The 19,066-nt window shown below is 38.5% G+C and carries 16 protein-coding genes; 7 read left to right on the forward strand and 9 right to left on the reverse strand.

From position 1 onward, the window contains the following. Nucleotides 1–28 precede the first annotated feature (28 nt). Nucleotides 29–1,171, reverse strand: coding sequence for a pyridoxal-phosphate-dependent aminotransferase family protein (locus ACMCNP_RS03505; protein WP_419313874.1), 1,143 nt, complete (start codon nucleotides 1,169–1,171; stop codon nucleotides 29–31). A gap of 245 nt (nucleotides 1,172–1,416) precedes the next feature. Between ACMCNP_RS03505 and ACMCNP_RS03510 the strand changes: the two genes are divergently transcribed. Genes ACMCNP_RS03510 through ACMCNP_RS03520 form a run of 3 tightly spaced genes read left to right on the forward strand, consistent with a single transcriptional unit; the run spans nucleotide 1,417 to nucleotide 5,862 of the window. Continuing rightward, nucleotides 1,417–3,168 carry a LysM peptidoglycan-binding domain-containing protein gene (locus ACMCNP_RS03510; protein WP_419313877.1) on the forward strand — a complete coding sequence of 584 codons (1,752 nt, stop codon included), beginning with the start codon at nucleotides 1,417–1,419 and terminating at the stop codon, nucleotides 3,166–3,168. Nucleotides 3,169–3,174: 6 nt separating this feature from the next. Next, nucleotides 3,175–4,377: a molybdopterin molybdotransferase MoeA gene (locus ACMCNP_RS03515; RefSeq protein ID WP_419313880.1), complete on the forward strand. Its 1,203-nt coding sequence runs from the start codon at nucleotides 3,175–3,177 to the stop codon at nucleotides 4,375–4,377. A gap of 18 nt (nucleotides 4,378–4,395) precedes the next feature. After that, nucleotides 4,396–5,862 carry a sigma 54-interacting transcriptional regulator gene (locus tag ACMCNP_RS03520; RefSeq protein ID WP_419313882.1) on the forward strand — a complete coding sequence of 489 codons (1,467 nt, stop codon included), beginning with the start codon at nucleotides 4,396–4,398 and terminating at the stop codon, nucleotides 5,860–5,862. 55 nt (nucleotides 5,863–5,917) lie between these two features. Here ACMCNP_RS03520 and ACMCNP_RS03525 read toward each other — a convergent pair whose 3' ends face one another. The 6 genes from ACMCNP_RS03525 to ACMCNP_RS03550 form a co-directional block, all read right to left on the reverse strand. Then, entirely contained in the window at nucleotides 5,918–6,793 is an 876-nt protein-coding gene (locus tag ACMCNP_RS03525) for a cation diffusion facilitator family transporter (RefSeq protein ID WP_419313885.1), read from the reverse strand. A 37-nt stretch (nucleotides 6,794–6,830) separates the two neighbouring features. Continuing rightward, complete coding sequence (gene purN, locus ACMCNP_RS03530; RefSeq protein WP_419313889.1) at nucleotides 6,831–7,433, reverse strand: phosphoribosylglycinamide formyltransferase; 603 nt, start codon at nucleotides 7,431–7,433, stop codon at nucleotides 6,831–6,833. A gap of 32 nt (nucleotides 7,434–7,465) precedes the next feature. Beyond that, nucleotides 7,466–8,521: a phosphoribosylformylglycinamidine cyclo-ligase gene (purM, locus tag ACMCNP_RS03535; RefSeq protein WP_419313893.1), complete on the reverse strand. Its 1,056-nt coding sequence runs from the start codon at nucleotides 8,519–8,521 to the stop codon at nucleotides 7,466–7,468. A gap of 178 nt (nucleotides 8,522–8,699) precedes the next feature. Beyond that, a complete protein-coding gene (locus ACMCNP_RS03540; protein ID WP_419313895.1) occupies nucleotides 8,700–9,731 on the reverse strand; it encodes a HoxN/HupN/NixA family nickel/cobalt transporter in 1,032 nt (343 codons plus the stop codon). Nucleotides 9,732–9,820: 89 nt separating this feature from the next. Continuing rightward, nucleotides 9,821–10,531: a hydrogenase nickel incorporation protein HypB gene (gene hypB / locus ACMCNP_RS03545; protein WP_419313898.1), complete on the reverse strand. Its 711-nt coding sequence runs from the start codon at nucleotides 10,529–10,531 to the stop codon at nucleotides 9,821–9,823. A gap of 80 nt (nucleotides 10,532–10,611) precedes the next feature. Further along, nucleotides 10,612–10,851 (reverse strand): hydrogenase/urease maturation nickel metallochaperone HypA, encoded by a 240-nt coding sequence (locus ACMCNP_RS03550; protein WP_419313901.1) that lies wholly within the window; start codon nucleotides 10,849–10,851, stop codon nucleotides 10,612–10,614. Nucleotides 10,852–11,018: 167 nt separating this feature from the next. Between ACMCNP_RS03550 and ACMCNP_RS03555 the strand changes: the two genes are divergently transcribed. The 4 genes from ACMCNP_RS03555 (at nucleotide 11,019) to ACMCNP_RS03570 (ending at nucleotide 15,436) form a co-directional block, all read left to right on the forward strand. Then, complete coding sequence (locus tag ACMCNP_RS03555; protein ID WP_419313904.1) at nucleotides 11,019–12,347, forward strand: hydrogenase small subunit; 1,329 nt, start codon at nucleotides 11,019–11,021, stop codon at nucleotides 12,345–12,347. A 66-nt stretch (nucleotides 12,348–12,413) separates the two neighbouring features. After that, nucleotides 12,414–14,105, forward strand: a complete 1,692-nt coding sequence (locus ACMCNP_RS03560) for a nickel-dependent hydrogenase large subunit (protein ID WP_419313907.1) — start codon at nucleotides 12,414–12,416, stop codon at nucleotides 14,103–14,105. Nucleotides 14,106–14,141: 36 nt separating this feature from the next. Continuing rightward, nucleotides 14,142–14,906 (forward strand): cytochrome b/b6 domain-containing protein, encoded by a 765-nt coding sequence (locus tag ACMCNP_RS03565; protein WP_419313910.1) that lies wholly within the window; start codon nucleotides 14,142–14,144, stop codon nucleotides 14,904–14,906. Nucleotides 14,907–14,929: 23 nt separating this feature from the next. After that, nucleotides 14,930–15,436: a HyaD/HybD family hydrogenase maturation endopeptidase gene (locus ACMCNP_RS03570; RefSeq protein WP_419313913.1), complete on the forward strand. Its 507-nt coding sequence runs from the start codon at nucleotides 14,930–14,932 to the stop codon at nucleotides 15,434–15,436. Between the two features lie 12 nt (nucleotides 15,437–15,448). On the opposite strand, the gene hypF is transcribed toward ACMCNP_RS03570, so the two are convergent. Next, nucleotides 15,449–17,959: a carbamoyltransferase HypF gene (gene hypF / locus ACMCNP_RS03575; protein WP_419313916.1), complete on the reverse strand. Its 2,511-nt coding sequence runs from the start codon at nucleotides 17,957–17,959 to the stop codon at nucleotides 15,449–15,451. A gap of 29 nt (nucleotides 17,960–17,988) precedes the next feature. Beyond that, nucleotides 17,989–19,065 (reverse strand): hydrogenase expression/formation protein HypE, encoded by a 1,077-nt coding sequence (hypE, locus tag ACMCNP_RS03580; RefSeq protein WP_419313919.1) that lies wholly within the window; start codon nucleotides 19,063–19,065, stop codon nucleotides 17,989–17,991. Between the last annotated feature and the right edge of the window lies 1 nt (nucleotide 19,066).

Below are 19,066 nucleotides of genomic sequence, written 5' to 3' on the forward strand. Positions count from 1 at the left end.
TCTCCTATAGTAAAAAAATATTTTTGACTTATTCGCCGAAAAGCGCTTTTTGGGCTGCCTTTAACCCGCTGCATAGTTCAAATTTATAACCTAATTCTTTTAATACCGCTTCCAATGCGGAAATAGCGGTTATAACGTCAAAACATCCGGCATAACCCAAGTGAGCTATTCTAAATATCCTGCCTTTTGCGGCATCTTGACCGCCGGCTATCGTAATACCATATTTTTCCCTTATAAGTTTCGTTATTTTTCCGGCATCTATGCCTTCCGGCGCCCAAACTGCCGTTAAGGCATTTGAAGGCTCGTCGACCGTGTAAAGTTTTAATCCCATAGCCTGAACCGCCAATCTCGTGGCGTTTGCGAGACTTCCGTGTCTTTCGAAAACTTTTTCGAGTCCTTCTTCCTTAATCTCCCTCAATATCTCTCTTAAACCCACTATAAGTTGAACATTAGGCGTATAAGCATTCTGATTCTTTCCTAACGATTTTTTTTCTTTCTTAAAGTCAAAATAGTATTTGGGAAGAGTCGACTTCTCGACAAAACCCCACGCTTTATCGCTAAGCGAAGCAAAAGCAAGCCCGGGAGGAAGCATAAGCGCCTTTTGAGAACCCGTCAAAACCACGTCTAAACACCATTCGTCCTGCGGTAAATCAACAACTCCAAGAGCCGTAATGGCATCTACTATAAGAATAGTATTTTCTCTTGTTTTAATTATATCCGCAATTTCCTTCACGGGATGATAAATACCGGTAGATGTTTCCGATGCCTGGATATATACAGCCTTTATTTCAGGGTCTTCATTGAGGGCCTTTTCTACGGCTTCCGGGGAAACGGCGTGTCCCCATTCTACGTCGACAGCCTTGACATCAACCGAATACGCTTTGCAAATATCAAACCATCTTTCACCAAACTTTCCGCCTCTTACGGCAAGCGCATGATCCCCTGCCGAAAGAAGATTTGATACGCAACCCTCCATCGCCCCCGTCCCGCTTGACGTAAATATCAAAACCTCCTGTTTCGTTTGAAACAGATATTTTAGATTATCCCTTACCTCTTGAAGTATGACCGAATATTCCGGCGCTCTGTGATGCACGATCGGAAGCGCCATGTCGGCTAAAACACGTTCAGGCACAGGGGTAGGCCCCGGTGCAAATAAATACTTTTTCTGCATTTTTTAACCTCTTTTATATATATTTTAAAATAGAATTAATAGTATCCCTATCGTATAACTAATACTAAAACAAATTTACTAAAAATTGTCAAGAATTTATGAGGTCGCCAATAAGGCTGTCGATAAAGTTTGACATTTGCTTTAAGTCGCATTATAATTCTTTAAAATGATAAAATAGTATTAGTTTGCTCATAGCGGCAGATTAATAAATTAATATTAAACTACCTTATTGAGAAGGATGACAGATGTATTTATCGCCGACCGATATTAAAAAAAGCCGGTTATATCTTACCGTTGTTTCGGCATGTATAATATGCACCTTATTTTTATTCTCCGATTCTTATGCGTCTAATCCCACCGCCAATAAAGGTTTTATACGGATACAATTCAAAACGACTTATAACAAAGATAAAAATGATATAAGCAATGGAGGTTCCGCAAAGGTAACGGTAGTATCACCGGCTTCAGTCGTTGCTCTTGATAATAATACCGTTAGCAAGAAAGAATTAGAAGTTCCGCACTCTGATTCGGCGGGAAAAGGTTTAAAAAAGAGACAACCTGATTCTTCCGATCTATCTATGTCGGGGCTTTTAGCAAAGAATGGGAATTTTAAAAATTATCGAGAAAATGTATCGCATATATTTCCGATGATCATAAACAAGGAAATAATATACTATATACATTATTATCGAACTACCGGCAGGAGATTTTTCAAATATGCCCTTCTCAGATCAAGAAGATATATGCCGATGATTAGGAAGGTATTTAAGAAATTAGGATTGCCGAATGATTTGGCTTATCTTGCGATGGTTGAGAGCGGCTTTTCGCCAAAGGCTTATTCTTATGCGGGAGCAAGCGGGATGTGGCAATTTATGCCTTCGACCGGCAGACTGTTCGGCTTGAAAACGAATTGGTGGGTGGATGAGCGAAGGAATCCGGTGGAATCGACCTATGCCGCAGGCAAATATTTAAAAAATCTATTTAATAAATTCGGGTCATGGTATCTCGCCGTAGCGGCATACAACTCCGGAGAATTAACTATAGAAAGAGCGCTGGCTTCATATCCGGACAGTACCTTTTGGACGATTTCTCAAAATAGACCGTATTTGCTGCCCGGTCAAACAAGGAGATACGTTCCGAAGATAATTGCGGCAGCTATTATTGCTAAAGACCCCGGAAATTTTGGATTTCATAATTTAAAATACGAGAAACCGATGAGATTTAAACAGGTGAATATTCCTTTTTCGGTCGGCTTATATGCCTTGGCAAAGTGCGTAGGTATTTCCGAATATAGGCTTAGAAAAATGAATCCGGAGCTCTTAAGGAACGCAACGCCGCCAAGGGATCACAATTTTATGCTTAATATACCCGCGGAAAATTATAACATTTTTGTCAGAAACTTCAAACATATCAGCAGATATATAAGCAGAAAACCCCGAATTGTCGAGGCATCTTACTCAAGATATAAAAATAATATTACTTACTCCGTGGAACCGGGGGGCACTCTTATGGGAATAGCATATAAGTACGGAGTATCCCTTGGAACATTGGAACGATATAACGGGCTTAACAATCGTTCTATGCTCAGGATAGGCGAAAAGATTATTATCCCGTCGACACATTTGAGGAGCGGTAATAATAATGCCCATTTGTCTTATGTTACGGTAAGACCTGGTATGACGTTATGGAGCATATCGCGAAGATATAACGTACCGCTGAATGTTATTAAGACGATAAATCATATTAACGGAAACAATATTCGTGCAGGGCAAAAAATATATTTGAAGGGCGGCTATTCCTATTTTAAATATGTTTACATAGCCGATAAACATTCTAAAGCAAATCGTGGATTTTTTTACTATAGAGTAACATTTGGGGATTCTCTATATGCTATTTCGTCGAAATTTCACGAAAATGCTAAAAATATAATGGCGGATAATAGCATTAAAAATCCTAATTCAATTTATCCCGGAGAAATTCTAAAAATAACTAAATAACTAAAAATGATAACATTCGATGAAGCTTTTAACATAGTAAACTCGACATCTATACGCGTAAGGTCGGAGGCGGTATCCGTATTAAACGCCATGGATAGGATTTCTTACCATGATTCCATATCAAAATCGGACTACCCGACGGAGAACAATTCGGCTATGGATGGATATGCCTTAAGTTCCGGTATTACCTCGAAAGTGTCGGCAGAAAGCTTAAAATTAGATATAAATAATAATGTTATATATGCCGGCGACACTTCAAAAAAATCCGTTAACGAGCGGGTTGCAATTAAAATAATGACCGGGGGGTATATGCCGGAAGAATTAGACGCCGTCATACCCGTTGAAGATGCAAATATCGTAGACAATAATCTTGTTATAACATCTCCGATAAATCCGAATAAAAACGTCCGAAGAAAGGGAGAGGATATAAGAAAGGGAGACGTAATTCTAAGCAAAAATACTAAATTGACACCGGAAACTATTGCATTGCTTGTATCCTGTAATATTAAAAAGATTGAAGTGTATGAAAAGATACCCGTTTCTATAATATCCACCGGAAACGAAATATTAAGTTTTAACCAAAAACTCAGATATGGCAAAATTTATAACTCGAATGGGATAATCGCCGAGAATTTCCTTTCTAAAAATGGCTGCACTATAACGAAAAATGTGGTATGCAAGGATAACTTGGCGGATATTAAGAACTCTCTGCTGTCTGCGATAGAGAATAGTAAAATTATTATAACATCTGCAGGCGCATCCTTCGGAGATAAAGATTTTATCGAAGAAGCCCTTGGCAGCCTTGGATTCAAAATCAAATTTAGGCAGGTAAAAATTAAGCCCGCCAAACCGTTTTCGTTCGGCATTATTAAAAAAATACCGGTGTTTATAATACCGGGTAATCCGATGGCATTTTATACATGCTTAGTGGTGTTTGTCAGGCAGTTTATAGACAACCTGCTAAATGCGGACAACCCTGCTCATATTATAAAATCGAGGTCATCTTTCGAATATACCAAAACCAACAAAAGAAGAGAATTTATCCCCGCCCGTTTTTACTATAAAAACGGTTCTGTCTACTCGGAAATTTACAAAAAACATGGGTCGGCAATGATAAGTTCCCTCGGCTATATGAATTCCATTATTTCTATACCTGAAAATATTTCCGAAGTACATTCGGACGACTTACTCGACACTTATTTAATTTAATTTAATTTAATTTATAAAATGAAAGAACATAAAATTTTAATCGTCGACGACGAGCAAAGTTTAGTATATGTATTAAAAAAACTGCTCGAAAATGAATTCTCCGTCGATACGGCATCCGACGGAGAAGAAGCCATATCATATATTGAGCAGAATGAATACCTTGCTGTATTTTTGGACATAAGAATTCCAAAGATTAACGGCATGGAGGTTTTATCCTATACTAAAAAGTTATCCGTCGAGCCCAGCGTTATAATTATGACAGCCCAAAATACTATGGTGAATGCGATAGATGCAATGAAACAGGGCGCATACGATTACATAACGAAACCGTTCGAACTGGATGAAATCATCGATATAACCGAAAAGATAAAGAAGAATAAATATCCGATACACAAAGTAAGTGAAAAATCGGAAGATTTTTTAGACACGCTGTTAGTAGGTAAATCCAAAACCATGCAGGAAGTGTTTAAGACTATCGGCAAACTGTCTCATAACAATCTTACGGTATTGATTCTGGGGGAGTCGGGTACAGGAAAAGAATTGGTCGCAAAAGCGATACATTTAAACAGCGCAAGGAGCGACAAACCGTTTATCATCGTAAACACTCCATCCGTTCCGTCGGAATTGCTTGAGTCTGAGCTGTTCGGTCATGAAAAGGGGTCATATACCGGCGCAAACGAAAAAAAAGACGGTAAATTTATAGCCGCAAACGGAGGAACCATTTTTTTAGATGAAATAGGGGATATGCCTTTAAATTTGCAGGCAAAACTTTTAAGAGTAATACAGGAAAAAGAAGTAGAGCATATAGGCTCAAATAAGCCGGTTAAAATAGACATTAGAATCATTGCCGCCACCAACAAAAAACTTAAATCTTTAATTAAAAATGCAAAATTCAGAGAGGACCTGTATTACCGGCTGAATGTTATTGAAATAACACTGCCGCCCTTAAGGGAAAGGAAATCCGATATATCAATTTTAGCAAACTTTTTTATAAAAAAATTCGCCGAAGAGTTCAATATTCCGGAAAAACAGCTAAGCGAAGATGCCTCGTCTTTCCTTCAATCATATGATTTTCCGGGAAACATAAGAGAACTTGAAAATGCCATAAGAAGAGTTATGGTCATGTCTCCTTCCTTCATATTGAACTCGGATGACTTCAGAGTAATATTGGATAATGAAAATGCCGTAATAAATAAAGAAAAATATGCAAAAGATAAGAAAACAGACTCAGACTCCTTTGAAGACATAATAAAACGGCGCATAAAAAACTACGTAGAAAAGATTAAAGATACCGAAGCAAATGATATCTATAAATCTATAATGAACCTGACCGAAAAGACAGTTATCGAAGAAATACTTACCTTACACAATTACAACCAGCTGAAGGTTTCCAAGCTTCTGGGAATTAATAGGAACACTTTACGAAAAAAGATTAATGAATACGGTATCAGTTTAAAAAATTTCAAAAAAATTAGAAATAATTGACCCTGCATCAAATACAGATTTCCTTCCGTTTTATCCGTCTCCTCAAGCCATTTTCCTATTTGGACGGATTTATATGTACCATGACATTATTTATATAAGGATTAGATGCCATAAGACTGTTTTTGACGTTTTCGGCGATATTATGAGACATTTTTACAGTCATATTCTGGTTAACCTCTATCTCAACGTCTATATAAAGATACGGCCCCGACTCTCTGACTTTTATATTCGTAATCCTTTCCACGCCCTCGACGGACACAATGGTATCGTTTATCTTATCGACGATAGAGCCCGGCGGGCTCTCATCCATGAGATTGCCGATAGATTCTCTTATCAATTTTACGGCTAAACGAAAAATAAAAAAACTGACAATAATACCGGCAACGGGGTCCATATAGGGATACCCCTCTATCGCAAACAAAATTCCGATAACCACTGCGACCGACACTATAACGTCGCTTTGGTGGTCGTAGGCGGTTGCAATCAACCCCGTCGATTTTAAAAGTTTTCCCCATCTCAATGTCCATTTATAAAGAATTTCTTTAATGATTATAGTAACTAACGCCACGATTAAGGTATCAAACGCAGGCCTTTGAAACTGACGAAAATATATTTTTAAGGCTGAAATCGTTATAACGGAAAAACCGAAGAGAAAAAATATTAACGATACTATAAAAGTCGCAATCATCTCTGCTTTTGCATGACCGTAGGGATGATCCTTGTCCTGAGGCTTATTCGACACTTTAAACGATATATAAACAACTAATCCCGCAAATATATCCGAGAGGGAATTAAAACCGTCCGCAATAAGAGCCTCGGAGTTTCCCACGATTCCTACGTAAAATTTAACTATGGTTAGAAGCAGATTGGCGAAAATACCTACGTAAGATACAAATTTTAATTTTTTGAATATATCATTTGCGATTGACATATTATTTCAAATTAATACCGATATCAAGGATCATTATTTATGATTTATAAACCACATCGCCGATAATGGATTTCAGCGCAATCGGGTAAATTTTATGCTCGATACTATGTACTTTAGCTTCTAACGAATCAATATCGTCGTTATCTTCTATCTTGACGACTTCCTGACATATTATTTCTCCGGAGTCTACTTCCGGGGTTACGTAATGCACGGTAACTCCCGTATATTTTACCCCGTATCCGTATGCCCTTTTTATCGAATCTCTTCCTTTAAACGCAGGGAGCAGCGAGGGGTGTATATTTATTATTTTACGGGAGAATTTTGAAACAAATTCCTTAGAAAGTATTCTCATAAACCCGGCTAAAATTATAAAATCGATATTATATTTTCCAATAATATCGTCAAGTTCACGCTCGAATCTATCCCTCTCAGACAAATGAGTAAAAGGTATAACGAAGACGGGAAGTTCCGGCTCATTTTTTCTCACCTTTTCCACGACTGGCGCATTCGGTACGTTCGAAACAACGGCAACTATGTTTATACTGCTACTGCCGTTATTTTTACGACCGTAAAATTTACCGATTAGATTTAAGGCATTGGAACCGTTGCCTGATGCCAGTATAATGCAGTTTTTTTGCATAATTATAATATATATTATATAAAATTTAAAATTCAGACAAGGATAACTTCGGCGTCTTTAGAGGTTTTTTTCGGGCAAATGATACTACCTATTTCTTGCGCATTAAACATGGTTAAATCCATATATTTCGTCTCGTTTATAAAGGTAACGACCTCATTTTTTATACTTCCGTCCACTATTAACGCCATTCCAATCCCGGCATTAAATACCTTATAAAATTCATCCTCATTCAGTCCGCCGTTTTCTTTTAACAGCATGAAAAGTTCCGGAATCTTCCAGGAGTGTTTATCTATTTCCGCGACAATATCCGCGGGAAGAATCCTTACGATATTTTCCCGTAATCCTCCGCCGGTTATATGGGCGATACCTTTAATTTTAAAATTGCCTTTAAGTTTCTGTATTAATTCAGAATAAATAATAGTAGGCTCGAGGAGCGCTTCTTTAACGGTTTTGCCTGTTTTTAATAAAGGAGTATCAATATTAAAGCCCATCTCATCAAAAATTATTCTGCGGGCAAGGGAATAACCGTTGGAATGCAGCCCACTTGACGCTACGCCGATTATCTTATCTCCGTCCTTGATATCTGAGCCGTTAATGATGTCGTTTTTTTCGACTATACCGACTGCGAAACCGGCTATGTCATACTCTCCGTCTTGATAAAACGAGGGCATTTCCGCCATTTCTCCGCCTAAAAGGGAACATTTTGCCGTTTTGCATCCGCAGGCTATTCCTGAAACTATTTTTTTCATAATATTCGGATTTAAACCGGAGGTAGATATATAGTCCAAGAAAAAAAGCGGCTTAGCGCCCATACAAGCAATATCATTTACGCTCATTGCAACAAGGTCTATGCCTATTGTGTCATGTTTATCCGCCGCAAAAGCAATCTTAAGTTTCGTTCCGACACCGTCGGTACCAGAAACCAAAACGGGATTTTTATAGTTCAATTCCCCGATAGAGAACAGGGAACCGAATAAACCAAGACTGTCTATTGCTCCTTTAGTATAAGTGCTTTTAACCAAAGGAATAATGTTGAAGACCGCTTTTTTTCCGGCTTCTATGTCTACGCCGACTTTTTTATAATCCATAGTCGTTAGATTTTATAATTTTTTGAAAAATTTGTAAAGGGAGAGAATTATTTTTATAATTTTTACCTCGCCTAATCCTTGACTAAAGAAATAATAATAAAACGGCGGATACGAATTTAATATAATTAAAGATTTCATAATGTATATTATGTATTTTTGTTAGAAAATTTAGTTATTTTTACGATATTTTTTCGTCATATCTTGATTCGATCTTGGCAAACTTATATACACCTAACGATAAAAGCCATGCCGTCAGGAGTATGCCGACTATTATTCCGCCCATCATCGCGAAAGAAAGATTATTCAAAAAATCCCACGGCTCTCCGGTTAAATGAAACGTAGAGCCTACGACCTGAAATGCTTCCACCGTTCCTATACAAAACGCCAAGAAAACGGAAATGCTCGTAATAGATATATTATAAAATATCTTTCTTATCGGATTTAAAAACGCCCAGCTATAAGCAAACTGCATTACTACGCCATCGGTAGAATCAAGCAACATCATGCCGGAAGCAAATAGCAGGGGCAGCGTCAAGACATCTATGAGCGGTCTGCCGGATAAGGCAAATACCGCCGACATTGAAAGTATCGCAACTTCCGAAGCCGTATCAAAACCCAGACCGAATAATATACCGACGAAAATCATCTGCCAGCTTGACGTTATAAGCTTCATTACTCCGCCGAAAAAACGAAACATAAAACCTCTTTTTAAAAGCTCTTCTTCCATTTTCTTATTACTGACATTCTTAAAATTCCTTGCCACCTTTATTATACTTATAAGGATAAGCAAATTCATAAATGCAATTATATATAAAAATAAAGCCGATATCCCCGTTCCAAGCACATTGCTTATACCGCCCAATACCGGATATGCCTTGACGACGAACTCCCCTAAGATAACAGTTACTATCGTTAAAGCAAAAATAGAGAGCGAATGTCCGAGCGAAAAGAAAAAACCGACTCCGACCGGTTTTTTACCGTCATTAATCAATTTTCTGGTGGTATTGTCTATGGCGGCAATATGGTCCGCATCAAGCGCATGCTTTAAACCGAAGAAAACGGCAAGCAAACCTAAACTGAATAAAACAGGAAAAACACCCGCCCTCTCAAATAGGATAATAACGGAGAACAAGAGAAAAGAGATTAAAAACACATAAAGAAGAATGAGCCTCTGCTTAAAACCCAACGAGTTAAAAAGGTGTGAAAACATAATAAAACCTCTCGCTAATTAAAGTTATATCGTAAAGTCGGCGATACATGCAGTATTCTATCTTTTGATCGCCTTAATTTTACCCTATTTTATTTAGAAACCTTAGATCTAATATTATTCTCCATAAAAGAGATGAAATCGTATAACCCGCTATTCTCAATATTTCCCGCTTTTGCATTCTTTTTGCAAAATGTTTCAAAAATCGCCAAATCTTTATTTACCGATAATGCATTCTCTTTTATTTTTGTAATATTAGAATCTAAAAAAGGCAAAAGATCGATTTTATTTATAATCATAACTTTAGATTTGTAAAAAGCGGCGGGGTATTTCAACGGTTTGTCGTCGCCCTCCGTTACGGAAAGAACAACTGCTTTGATATCCTCACCAAGATTAAACGACGTGGGACAAACAAGATTCCCTACATTTTCTATAAATATTATATCCGCATCCTTTCTATTTAAATTATTGAGCGCGCCGTTTACCATTTTTGCATCCAGATGGCATGTCCCGTTTGTAACAATTTGATATGCGGGTATGTCTAATTCGTCTATTCTTTTTTTATCTAAATCCGTCTCGACATCTCCCTCTATAACAGCCGGCTTAAAACCGTCCGATTTTAGGACAGGTACTATAGATTCCAATAACGACGTCTTGCCCGAACCGGGAGAACTCAAGAAATTTATAACAAAGGCCTTACCGAATAACCTTTTATTCTTATTTGCAATAGCATCATTTGTTTCAAGGGCATTTCTTTGAATCGATAACGACCTGCCGACACGCCTCCGATTTGAATTTAGCATAGTAATCATAAAATACGTCCTGTTAAAATTTATTTATTTTTTATAGTTCTGTAACCTATATTTTAATTTCACTGACATTATTAATCAACCAGAATTTCCTGAATGGTTATTTCATCACCCTCATTCGAAATAAAATTTAACAAAACATCCTTAAACCTCTCATCGTCTAAATTTTGAAAAGCAAAAATCAGATAATTTTTATCGATCCCGGAGTATTTGCCGATATTTAATTTTATCTCGTCGACACTTTTTACACCTTCCAAATATTTATTATTTTGAAGCGTGTCTACTATTTCCAATGCTATAGAAAATTCATGCATAAAAAAATAACAAAATATTCATAAATCTTACCTTGACATTTTATATTTTAAGATAGTACCATTAGCATTGTACACCATCTAATTTCTAAATATAATGACTTTAAATAAAAAATTATAAGATAATAGTTTAATTTATTTATGATTCATTCCTAAATTTAGGAGGTTATATGGGAAACGGCAAAGGAAAACAACCCTTAAAAAATAAAAATGATAATTCTTCCCCAATACTCAATAAAGATAATAAATCCGATCTTGAGTGGGACCCCCTGAGAAGCATCGCAGACGACCCTGACGAGGTTTTACGAAAGACGGACGAACGGTTGGATAACCTCGAAAAAGAATACTTTAACGATGAAAAAGACAAAAGCGATAATATAGAAAATATTTTCGGTTTACACGGACTGACAAGAAGAGACTTCATTAAATGGACATCTCTTTTGACATCGACATTGATGCTCCCGTATATATTTAAACCGAGAGTGGCGAGAGCAGCTAATATACTTACGAGAACCCCGCTTATATGGCTCGAGATGTCGGATTGCATGGGGAATACGGAGGCATTTCTTAGAACCGCTCATCCCACACCCGCAGAAATCATTCTCAGCTATGTTAGCGTCAATTATATGGAATCGATAATGGCTCCCGCCGGTTATCAAGCGGAAGCGAGAATGGTTGAAACCGTCAAAAAATATAAGGGTAAATATATACTCATAGTTGAAGGGGCAATCCCAATGGGTCTTAACGGAAAATACCTAACGATAGGGGCAAAGGGAGAATCCGGATTAAAAATTACCAAAGAAGTATCTAAAAATGCCGGGGTTATAATTGCAGCGGGAAATTGCGCCTCTTACGGGGGTATCCCCGCCGCAAATCCGAACCCTACCTCCGCCGTCGGTCTTAGCTCCGTTACGGACAGACAGGTAATAAATATACCTGCTTGCCCCGTAAATGCAGTAAATTTAGTGGGTACACTTATTGAATACGTATTAATAGGGAAACCCCCGCAGCTTGACAGTATCGGGAGACCCCTTTGGGCGTACTCCGAAAGACTTCACGATACCTGTTACAGAAGGGCGCATTTTGAAGCGGGTGAATATGTCAAAAACTGGGGCGATGACGGAGCAAAAAAACAATATTGCCTATACATGATGGGGTGCAAGGGTCCTTTTACGTGGAATAATTGCACCGTTGTCGAATATAATCAGGATTTAAGTTTTCCCATGAGAGCCGGACACGGTTGTATAGGGTGTTCTCAACCGGCGTTTTGGGATAGAATGACTCCGTTCGAAGAACCTAACGAAAGTGCGAAAATTACGCTCCCGTTAGTAGAGGCCACCGCCGATGAATTCGGCGCGGCACTTTTTGGAGCTGCCGGCGCAGGCATTGCGGCTCATGCAATATACACGGGCGTTAAAAAGAAAAGAGAGAAAAAGAAAATGTCTAAAGATAAGAAAGACAATTCAGAAAAAGATAAAAGTAAGGACGATAAAGAATAAAATAATTTAGATTTCCCGATTAAATCAATATAAAATAAAGAAATTTAGGAAATATACGGAGGGGATATGTCAAGAAAGATTATAGTTGATCCGATAACGAGAATAGAGGGTCATCTGCGAATAGAGGCGATTCTTAACGGCAACGGTAATGAAATAACCGAAGCATATTCGTCAAGCACCTTGTTCAGGGGCATAGAGCTCATACTTAACGGAAGAGCCCCCGAGGATGCGGGACTTTTTGCTCAAAGAATTTGCGGGGTCTGCACCTATTCCCATTATGAGGCTGCCACATGGGCGGTTGAAAATGCATTGGGAATACACCCTCCGAAAAACGCAAGAATTGCACGAAATATATTAAAAGGCACGCAAATGGTTCAAGACCACTTAATACATTTTTACCAGCTTTCCGGATTAGACTGGGTTGATATAGTTTCTGCACTTAGTGCTAACCCGAAAAAGGCAGTGGATTTAGCATATGCCTATACTAAAACGCCTTATAATGCAAGTTTGGCAAGGTTTGAAGAGGTGAAAACAAGGCTAAATGCCTTTGTTAAGTCTGGTCAACTCGGCCCGTTTGCAGGCGGCTATTGGGGAAACCCGTCTTACAAGCTTCCGCCCGAAGGAAACCTTTTGATAGCATCGCACTATTTGGATAACCTCAATATATTAAGGATACCTGCGCAAATTATAGCGATTTTAGGCTCTAAAGACCCGCATCCGCAAACTTGCGTCGTCGGAGGAATTTCATCTATCGCAGATATGATCAATCCTCACAGAATGGATGATATCCTATTTAGAATGAATAAAATCACGGATTTTGTTAATAATGCGTATATCCCCGATTTACTCACCGCTGCCCAATTTTATAAAGACGAAGCCCTTCAAGGTATCGGCGGGGGCCTTAAGAATTATTTATCTTACGGCGCATTTCCCCAAACAGACGATGAAAATCCTGAGCACGACTACTTGGCAAGGGGCGTTATATTTGACAGGGACATCGGCAACGTCATGGACTTAGACGAGAAAAAGATAACGGAATTCGTTACTCATTCATGGTATAAATATCCAAATGAAAAAGCGGGTCTTAATCCATCCGTAGGTGTTACCGCTCCCAACTATACGGGTTTGAATAAAAACGGCAGCCTCAAGGAAGACGAAAAATACAGCTGGGTTAAATCTCCAAGATATGAAAATAGGGCCGTGGAGGTAGGACCCCTTGCGAGAACTCTTATAGCTTACGCAAAGGGCAACGAGAAAATTAAAACATTGGTCGACTATGTCTTGAAAACCTCCGGGCTGCCCGTAACGGCACTATTTTCAACTCTCGGAAGAACGGCGGCGAGAGGGATAGAGGCAAAATATTTAGCCGATGCATTAGAACCGTGGACCATAGAGCTAATGAGAAATGTGGCAATAGACCAGTCGAGCTGGACAAATTACGATATGCCTTCAAAAGAAATTATAGGCATCGGACTTGACGAAGCGCCGAGGGGGGCATTGGGACATTGGGTCAGAATAAAAAATAAACGGATAACACACTATCAAATAGTCGTCCCAACGACATGGAACGCTTCCCCAAGGGACGGTTTTAACAACCCCGGAGCATATGAAGCCTCTTTGGTCGGAGTTAAACTTGCAAATGCTTCCGAACCCCTTGAAATTTTAAGGACAGTGCATTCATTCGACCCGTGTTTGGCTTGCGCTGTTCACATAATCGATCCAAAAACAAACGAAGTAAAAAAATTTAAAATCTGTTAATTTTGTATTTAATTAGCTTTTAAAAAGGGGTTAATTATGGAAGATAAAGAGAGAAGATACGGCGAGATACAATTAATTCATAGGATGACGCTTATAAAAAGAATTATCCACTGGTCGCTTTTTCTTGCCATTATTAATAATATAATTACCGGTTTTTATATAGCATATCCCTTTCTTATATTTGGAAAAACTCCTGCGCAATTTAATTCTATCTCAACCGGGGTTCTAAGTTCGGGAGAGACATATAGGGCGTTTATAATGACGTGGATGAGGGAATTTCATTTTATCGGCGCAATCGTAATAGACGTTACCTTTTTTGTCTGGTTGTATTTAGCTTTTTTTTCATGGAAAGAACCTATTTACAAAAGTTTCGTACCCTTTGGAGGTAAAATGGCGGAAGCGGGAAAAATGATTAAGCATTATTTTACGCTTAAAGACAGGCCTGCAACGACCCGTTATCAAGACCCGTTAAATGCCATAATATTCATTATTTTTCATCTACTTATTTTATTTCAAATGTTAACGGGATTCCAGCTGTACGTGGCTTCGTTTACCGGAACTTCGGCCATAGGCGGTTGGTGGCCATGGATTCTGCATTTTACGACCGACTGGACGCTTGTCGCATTCGGCGGGCTGACCGGTGTCACTCTTGTTCATTTGTTTATAATGTGGATAATCATAATATTCATGGTTTATCACGTCTATATAGAAATTTGGCGCACGGTGATGTGGAAAGAGGGTGATATCTCAATACCGTTCGGGGGCTACAAGTATACGAGAAATAAAACAGAATACAAATAAAACATAATTGGAATTTTTTACTTATGACTGGAATTGTGGGAATCGGCAATCTGCTATTGAAGGACGAGGGATTTGGAATTCACTTTATTGATTATCTTAGAAAAAAATATACATTTGACCCAAATATAAGGGTAATCGACGGAAGTACGCTGGGTTACGGACTTTTGGACGATATATTTAATTTTGACAACGTTATCGTCATAGATGCTCTAAAAACAGACGAAAAACCGGGGGGGATATTTAAATTCGACAGCGAAAACATTCCCGTTAATTTAATGAAGAAAACTGCCCATGATGTTGAATTTATTGATGTGATAACCATGTGCAAACTGCAGGGACATAACCCTAAAATAATAATTTTTGCAATATCTCCGGAGGATGCAGAAGGCGTAGGAATGGATATCTCCCTTCCCTTAAAAAAGGCTATACCGCGCCTTGAAGCCCTTGTATTGGAAGAAATAAAAATATTGGACCTAAAATGGAGCATAAATACTAACATGCAAGAGAATTACGCAAACGGAACCGCTTGAATTTTAAGTTAGTTATTTGTCGTCTATTAGCCCGCCGTAAACTGCCTGACCGAAGGAAATACCACCATCATTCGGGGGTATTTTTCTGTTAAAAAAGACGCTGAATCCGCTCTTGTTCATGATTCTATCGATTTTTTCCGGCAAAAACGCATTCTGAAATACTCCGCCGCTCATACAAACGTTTTTACAGCCTATTCTTAAAGCGATATCTTTTATAACTAAGGCGATGGTATTTATAAATCTCTCTGCTATATCTTTATATAATGCCATAAGTGATTCTGGATCTTCGGGATTGCGGTTATTAATAATAATTTCTATAATCTGAATCAGCATCGGACAGTAATCGACTATAAACAGGTCGTCTATTTTGTTGTAATCTACGGCGTACCCGAAGCAATCGGATTTTTCTATCTCGTCATCAGATAATTCAGTCTCCTCTCTGCCGCATAGGTCTTCCAAGTATACCGCTGCCTCTCCCTCACATGAGATATCCCCCCTGAATCCGCACAAACAAGAAACAGCATCAAAAATTCTTCCGCAAGAAGATGTATACGGAGAATTAATCCCTCTATCCCACATCTTGAAAAATATGTTTATATTCTTCGCCGGAATGCCCGTTAGTTTCAGTAAAATATCGGGGTTAAAATCTTTTTTGTCCGGGGAGCAATCGTTTAATTTTCTCATAAAATCGTAATTTTCGACATATCTGCCTCTATTTTCGGTAAAAATAGTAAATAGGAGACTTAAAAGAACCCTTTGAGGCGACTTAACGGCTTTATCACCCCCTATGAGCCTAAATCTTTTAAAAGTCCCAACCCTATTTAAATGCATATAATTTCCCTTAAAAAATTCCCCTCCCCAAATACTTCCGTCGTCTCCATAACCCGTTCCGTCAAAGGCTACGCCAAAAACATCGTCTTTCAATCCTAAGCCGTTTTCGGCCATACATGAAATAATGTGAGCCCTATGATGTTGCAGAGTTACATGCTTTATACCCCTTTTCTTCGCCAAATCTTCTGCCCATTTTGTATTCTCGTAACGCGGATGACTATCGCAAACAATAAGGCTCGGCTTAAAATTATAAAATATTTCAAAATCTTCCACATTTTCGGTAAAATTAATAAAGCTATCTATATTGTCTAAGTCCCCGTTATGCTGACTCAAGATAACCGCTCCCTTGTTGTCGTTATCGTTAATGTTGCCGCTATACGCTATTGCAAACGTGTTTTTAAGATAAGAACCTACCGCAAGAACGTTTCTTTTCAATCCGAAAGGCAATTTAATGGGATCCGGAACATAGCCCCTTGAACGTCTAATAAAAACCTGATCATTACCCTTAATTATTTTTATGACGGAATCATCGCATCTTCTATAAATATCTCTATCATGAATTAAAAAACCGTCTGCGATAGATTTTAATTTAAAAAGAGCCTCGTCATTGTCCTTAACGATAGGCTCTCCGGCCATATTTGCCGATGTTGCTATCAACGGTTTATGAAAAAGGCTAAAAATAATATGATGGATCGGCGCGTAAGGCAAAAAAACGCCTATATTTTTTGTTCCGCAATTCACGAAATAAGAAAGATTTCGCTTATCTTCTAATAAAACGATAGGTCTTCTCCCTGATAACAACAAGGGTATCGAAATATTATCGGTATAGGCATATTTTGAAACCTCGCATATATCTTTAAACATGACGGCAAACGGTTTTTTTAGTCTTTTTTTTCGTTCCCTTAATAATTTTACGGCATCGTCGTTTGTGGCATCGGTCATCAAATGAAAACCGCCCACTCCTTTAACACAAACAATACCGCCGTTTTTTAAAATCTGCACGGTAGTTTTAATAGCATTAAAACCTTTTATTTTCTCATCCTTTTTCGAACATAACGAGTCCGGGCACAATCCATGCGGCTTAATAAACTCGACCTTCGGCCCGCATGCGAAGCATCCGTTGGGCTCTGCATGAAACCGTCTGTTTGTCGGATCTCTGTATTCAATTTCACACTCAGGGCACATTTTAAACTTATCCATTGCAGTCGATACTCTGTCATAAGGTAATTTTTTAGTAATCGTAAATCTCGGACCGCAATCGGTACAGTTTATAAACGGGTAAAAATACCTCCTGTCGGAAGGATCTGAGAGTTCTTTTAAGCATTCATCGCAGGTTGCAATATCGGGGGGGATTATAAGATTTAAATTTTCCGCATTATTTATGTCATCGGTTTTATTAGATTTTTTAATTTCAAAATCGCTATAAAAGGTCGGCCTTAAGAAACGGAAGGTTTTTACGTCAATAACGGCAAGGGGCGGCCTTTTGGAATCTAACGATTTCATAAAATTCATTAAATCATTTTCTGTTCCTTGAGCATCGATTGTAACACCGTCTAAGTCATTTAAAATATTTCCTCTAATGGAGTATTTTTTTGCAAGTTTAAAAACAAATGGTCTAAAACCCACACCTTGAACCCTGCCCGATATATTAATTATGACCCTTTTGAAATTTTCATTATCTTTATCTTTCATCGACTCGGCTTAAATCAGTAAATTCTTCTTTAGCAAATTCTAGGCAAAAGCTCACCGGACGGATAATCCAACAATCTATCTACGCCATAAATACCTCGCAAAATCACCTTGCCTTTAAATCTGCTGTCACCTCTATTTTTATCTCCCACTATTCCGATTACCTTAGCATTTTTACCGGACGGATGAGATCTGAGAATCTCTATTACCCTGTTCGCATACCCGGGCTTGACCGCAAAAACTACCCTTCCCTCACATGCAAGTTGATAGGGTTCAAAACCCAGAAACTCGCAAAAACCCTTTACGCTATCCTTTATCGGAATATCATTTTCTTCTATATGAATGTTAATACCCGCGGCAGAGGCCCACTCGTTAAGAACCGCGGCAAGCCCGCCCCTTGTTGCGTCCCTGATAGCATTGACACGACACCCTTGCCTTAAGACAAGTTCAATCATGTCCCACAGAGAAGCGCAGTCGCTTTCTATTGCCACATCCATATCTATGCCGTCTCTTTGCGACATAACGGCACTTCCATGGTCCCCGATATCACCGGAAACAATAACGACGTCCCCGTCCGTTATATTATAAACAGAAATATTTTCATATAAAACTTTGCCTATTCCGCTTGTATTTATAAAAATACCGTCCGCTTTCCCCACGGGGACAACCTTTGTATCTCCGGTTACGATCTTAACCCCGCTTTTTTTAGCCTCTTGAACCACCGAATTTATAATCCTTTTTAAATCTTCTATTAAAAACCCTTCCTCTATTATGAGTCCCAGACTCAAAAAAAGCGGTTTAGCTCCCATAACCGAGAGGTCGTTTACCGTTCCCGCAACAGATAATTTACCTATATCTCCGCCCTTGAAAAAAATAGGGCTTACCGTGAAACTATCTGTGGTAAAGGCTATCTTCTTCGGTGAATCCAAAATAGCGGCGTCTTCCAACAACTTTATTTGATTTTGTCCGTTATCATAATTTATAATATTCGAATCAGGTCCGTAAAATTCCGCAAATAATATATCCTTAATCAATGCGGCGGTCTCTCTTCCACCACCGCCGTGGGAAAGCAAAATCTTTTCATCTCCGTTCAATTTTTTATAATTCATA

It is taken from the genome of Candidatus Acidulodesulfobacterium sp. H_13, assembly GCF_048541835.1.
Taxonomy (GTDB): domain Bacteria; phylum SZUA-79; class SZUA-79; order Acidulodesulfobacterales; family Acidulodesulfobacteraceae; genus QIJE01.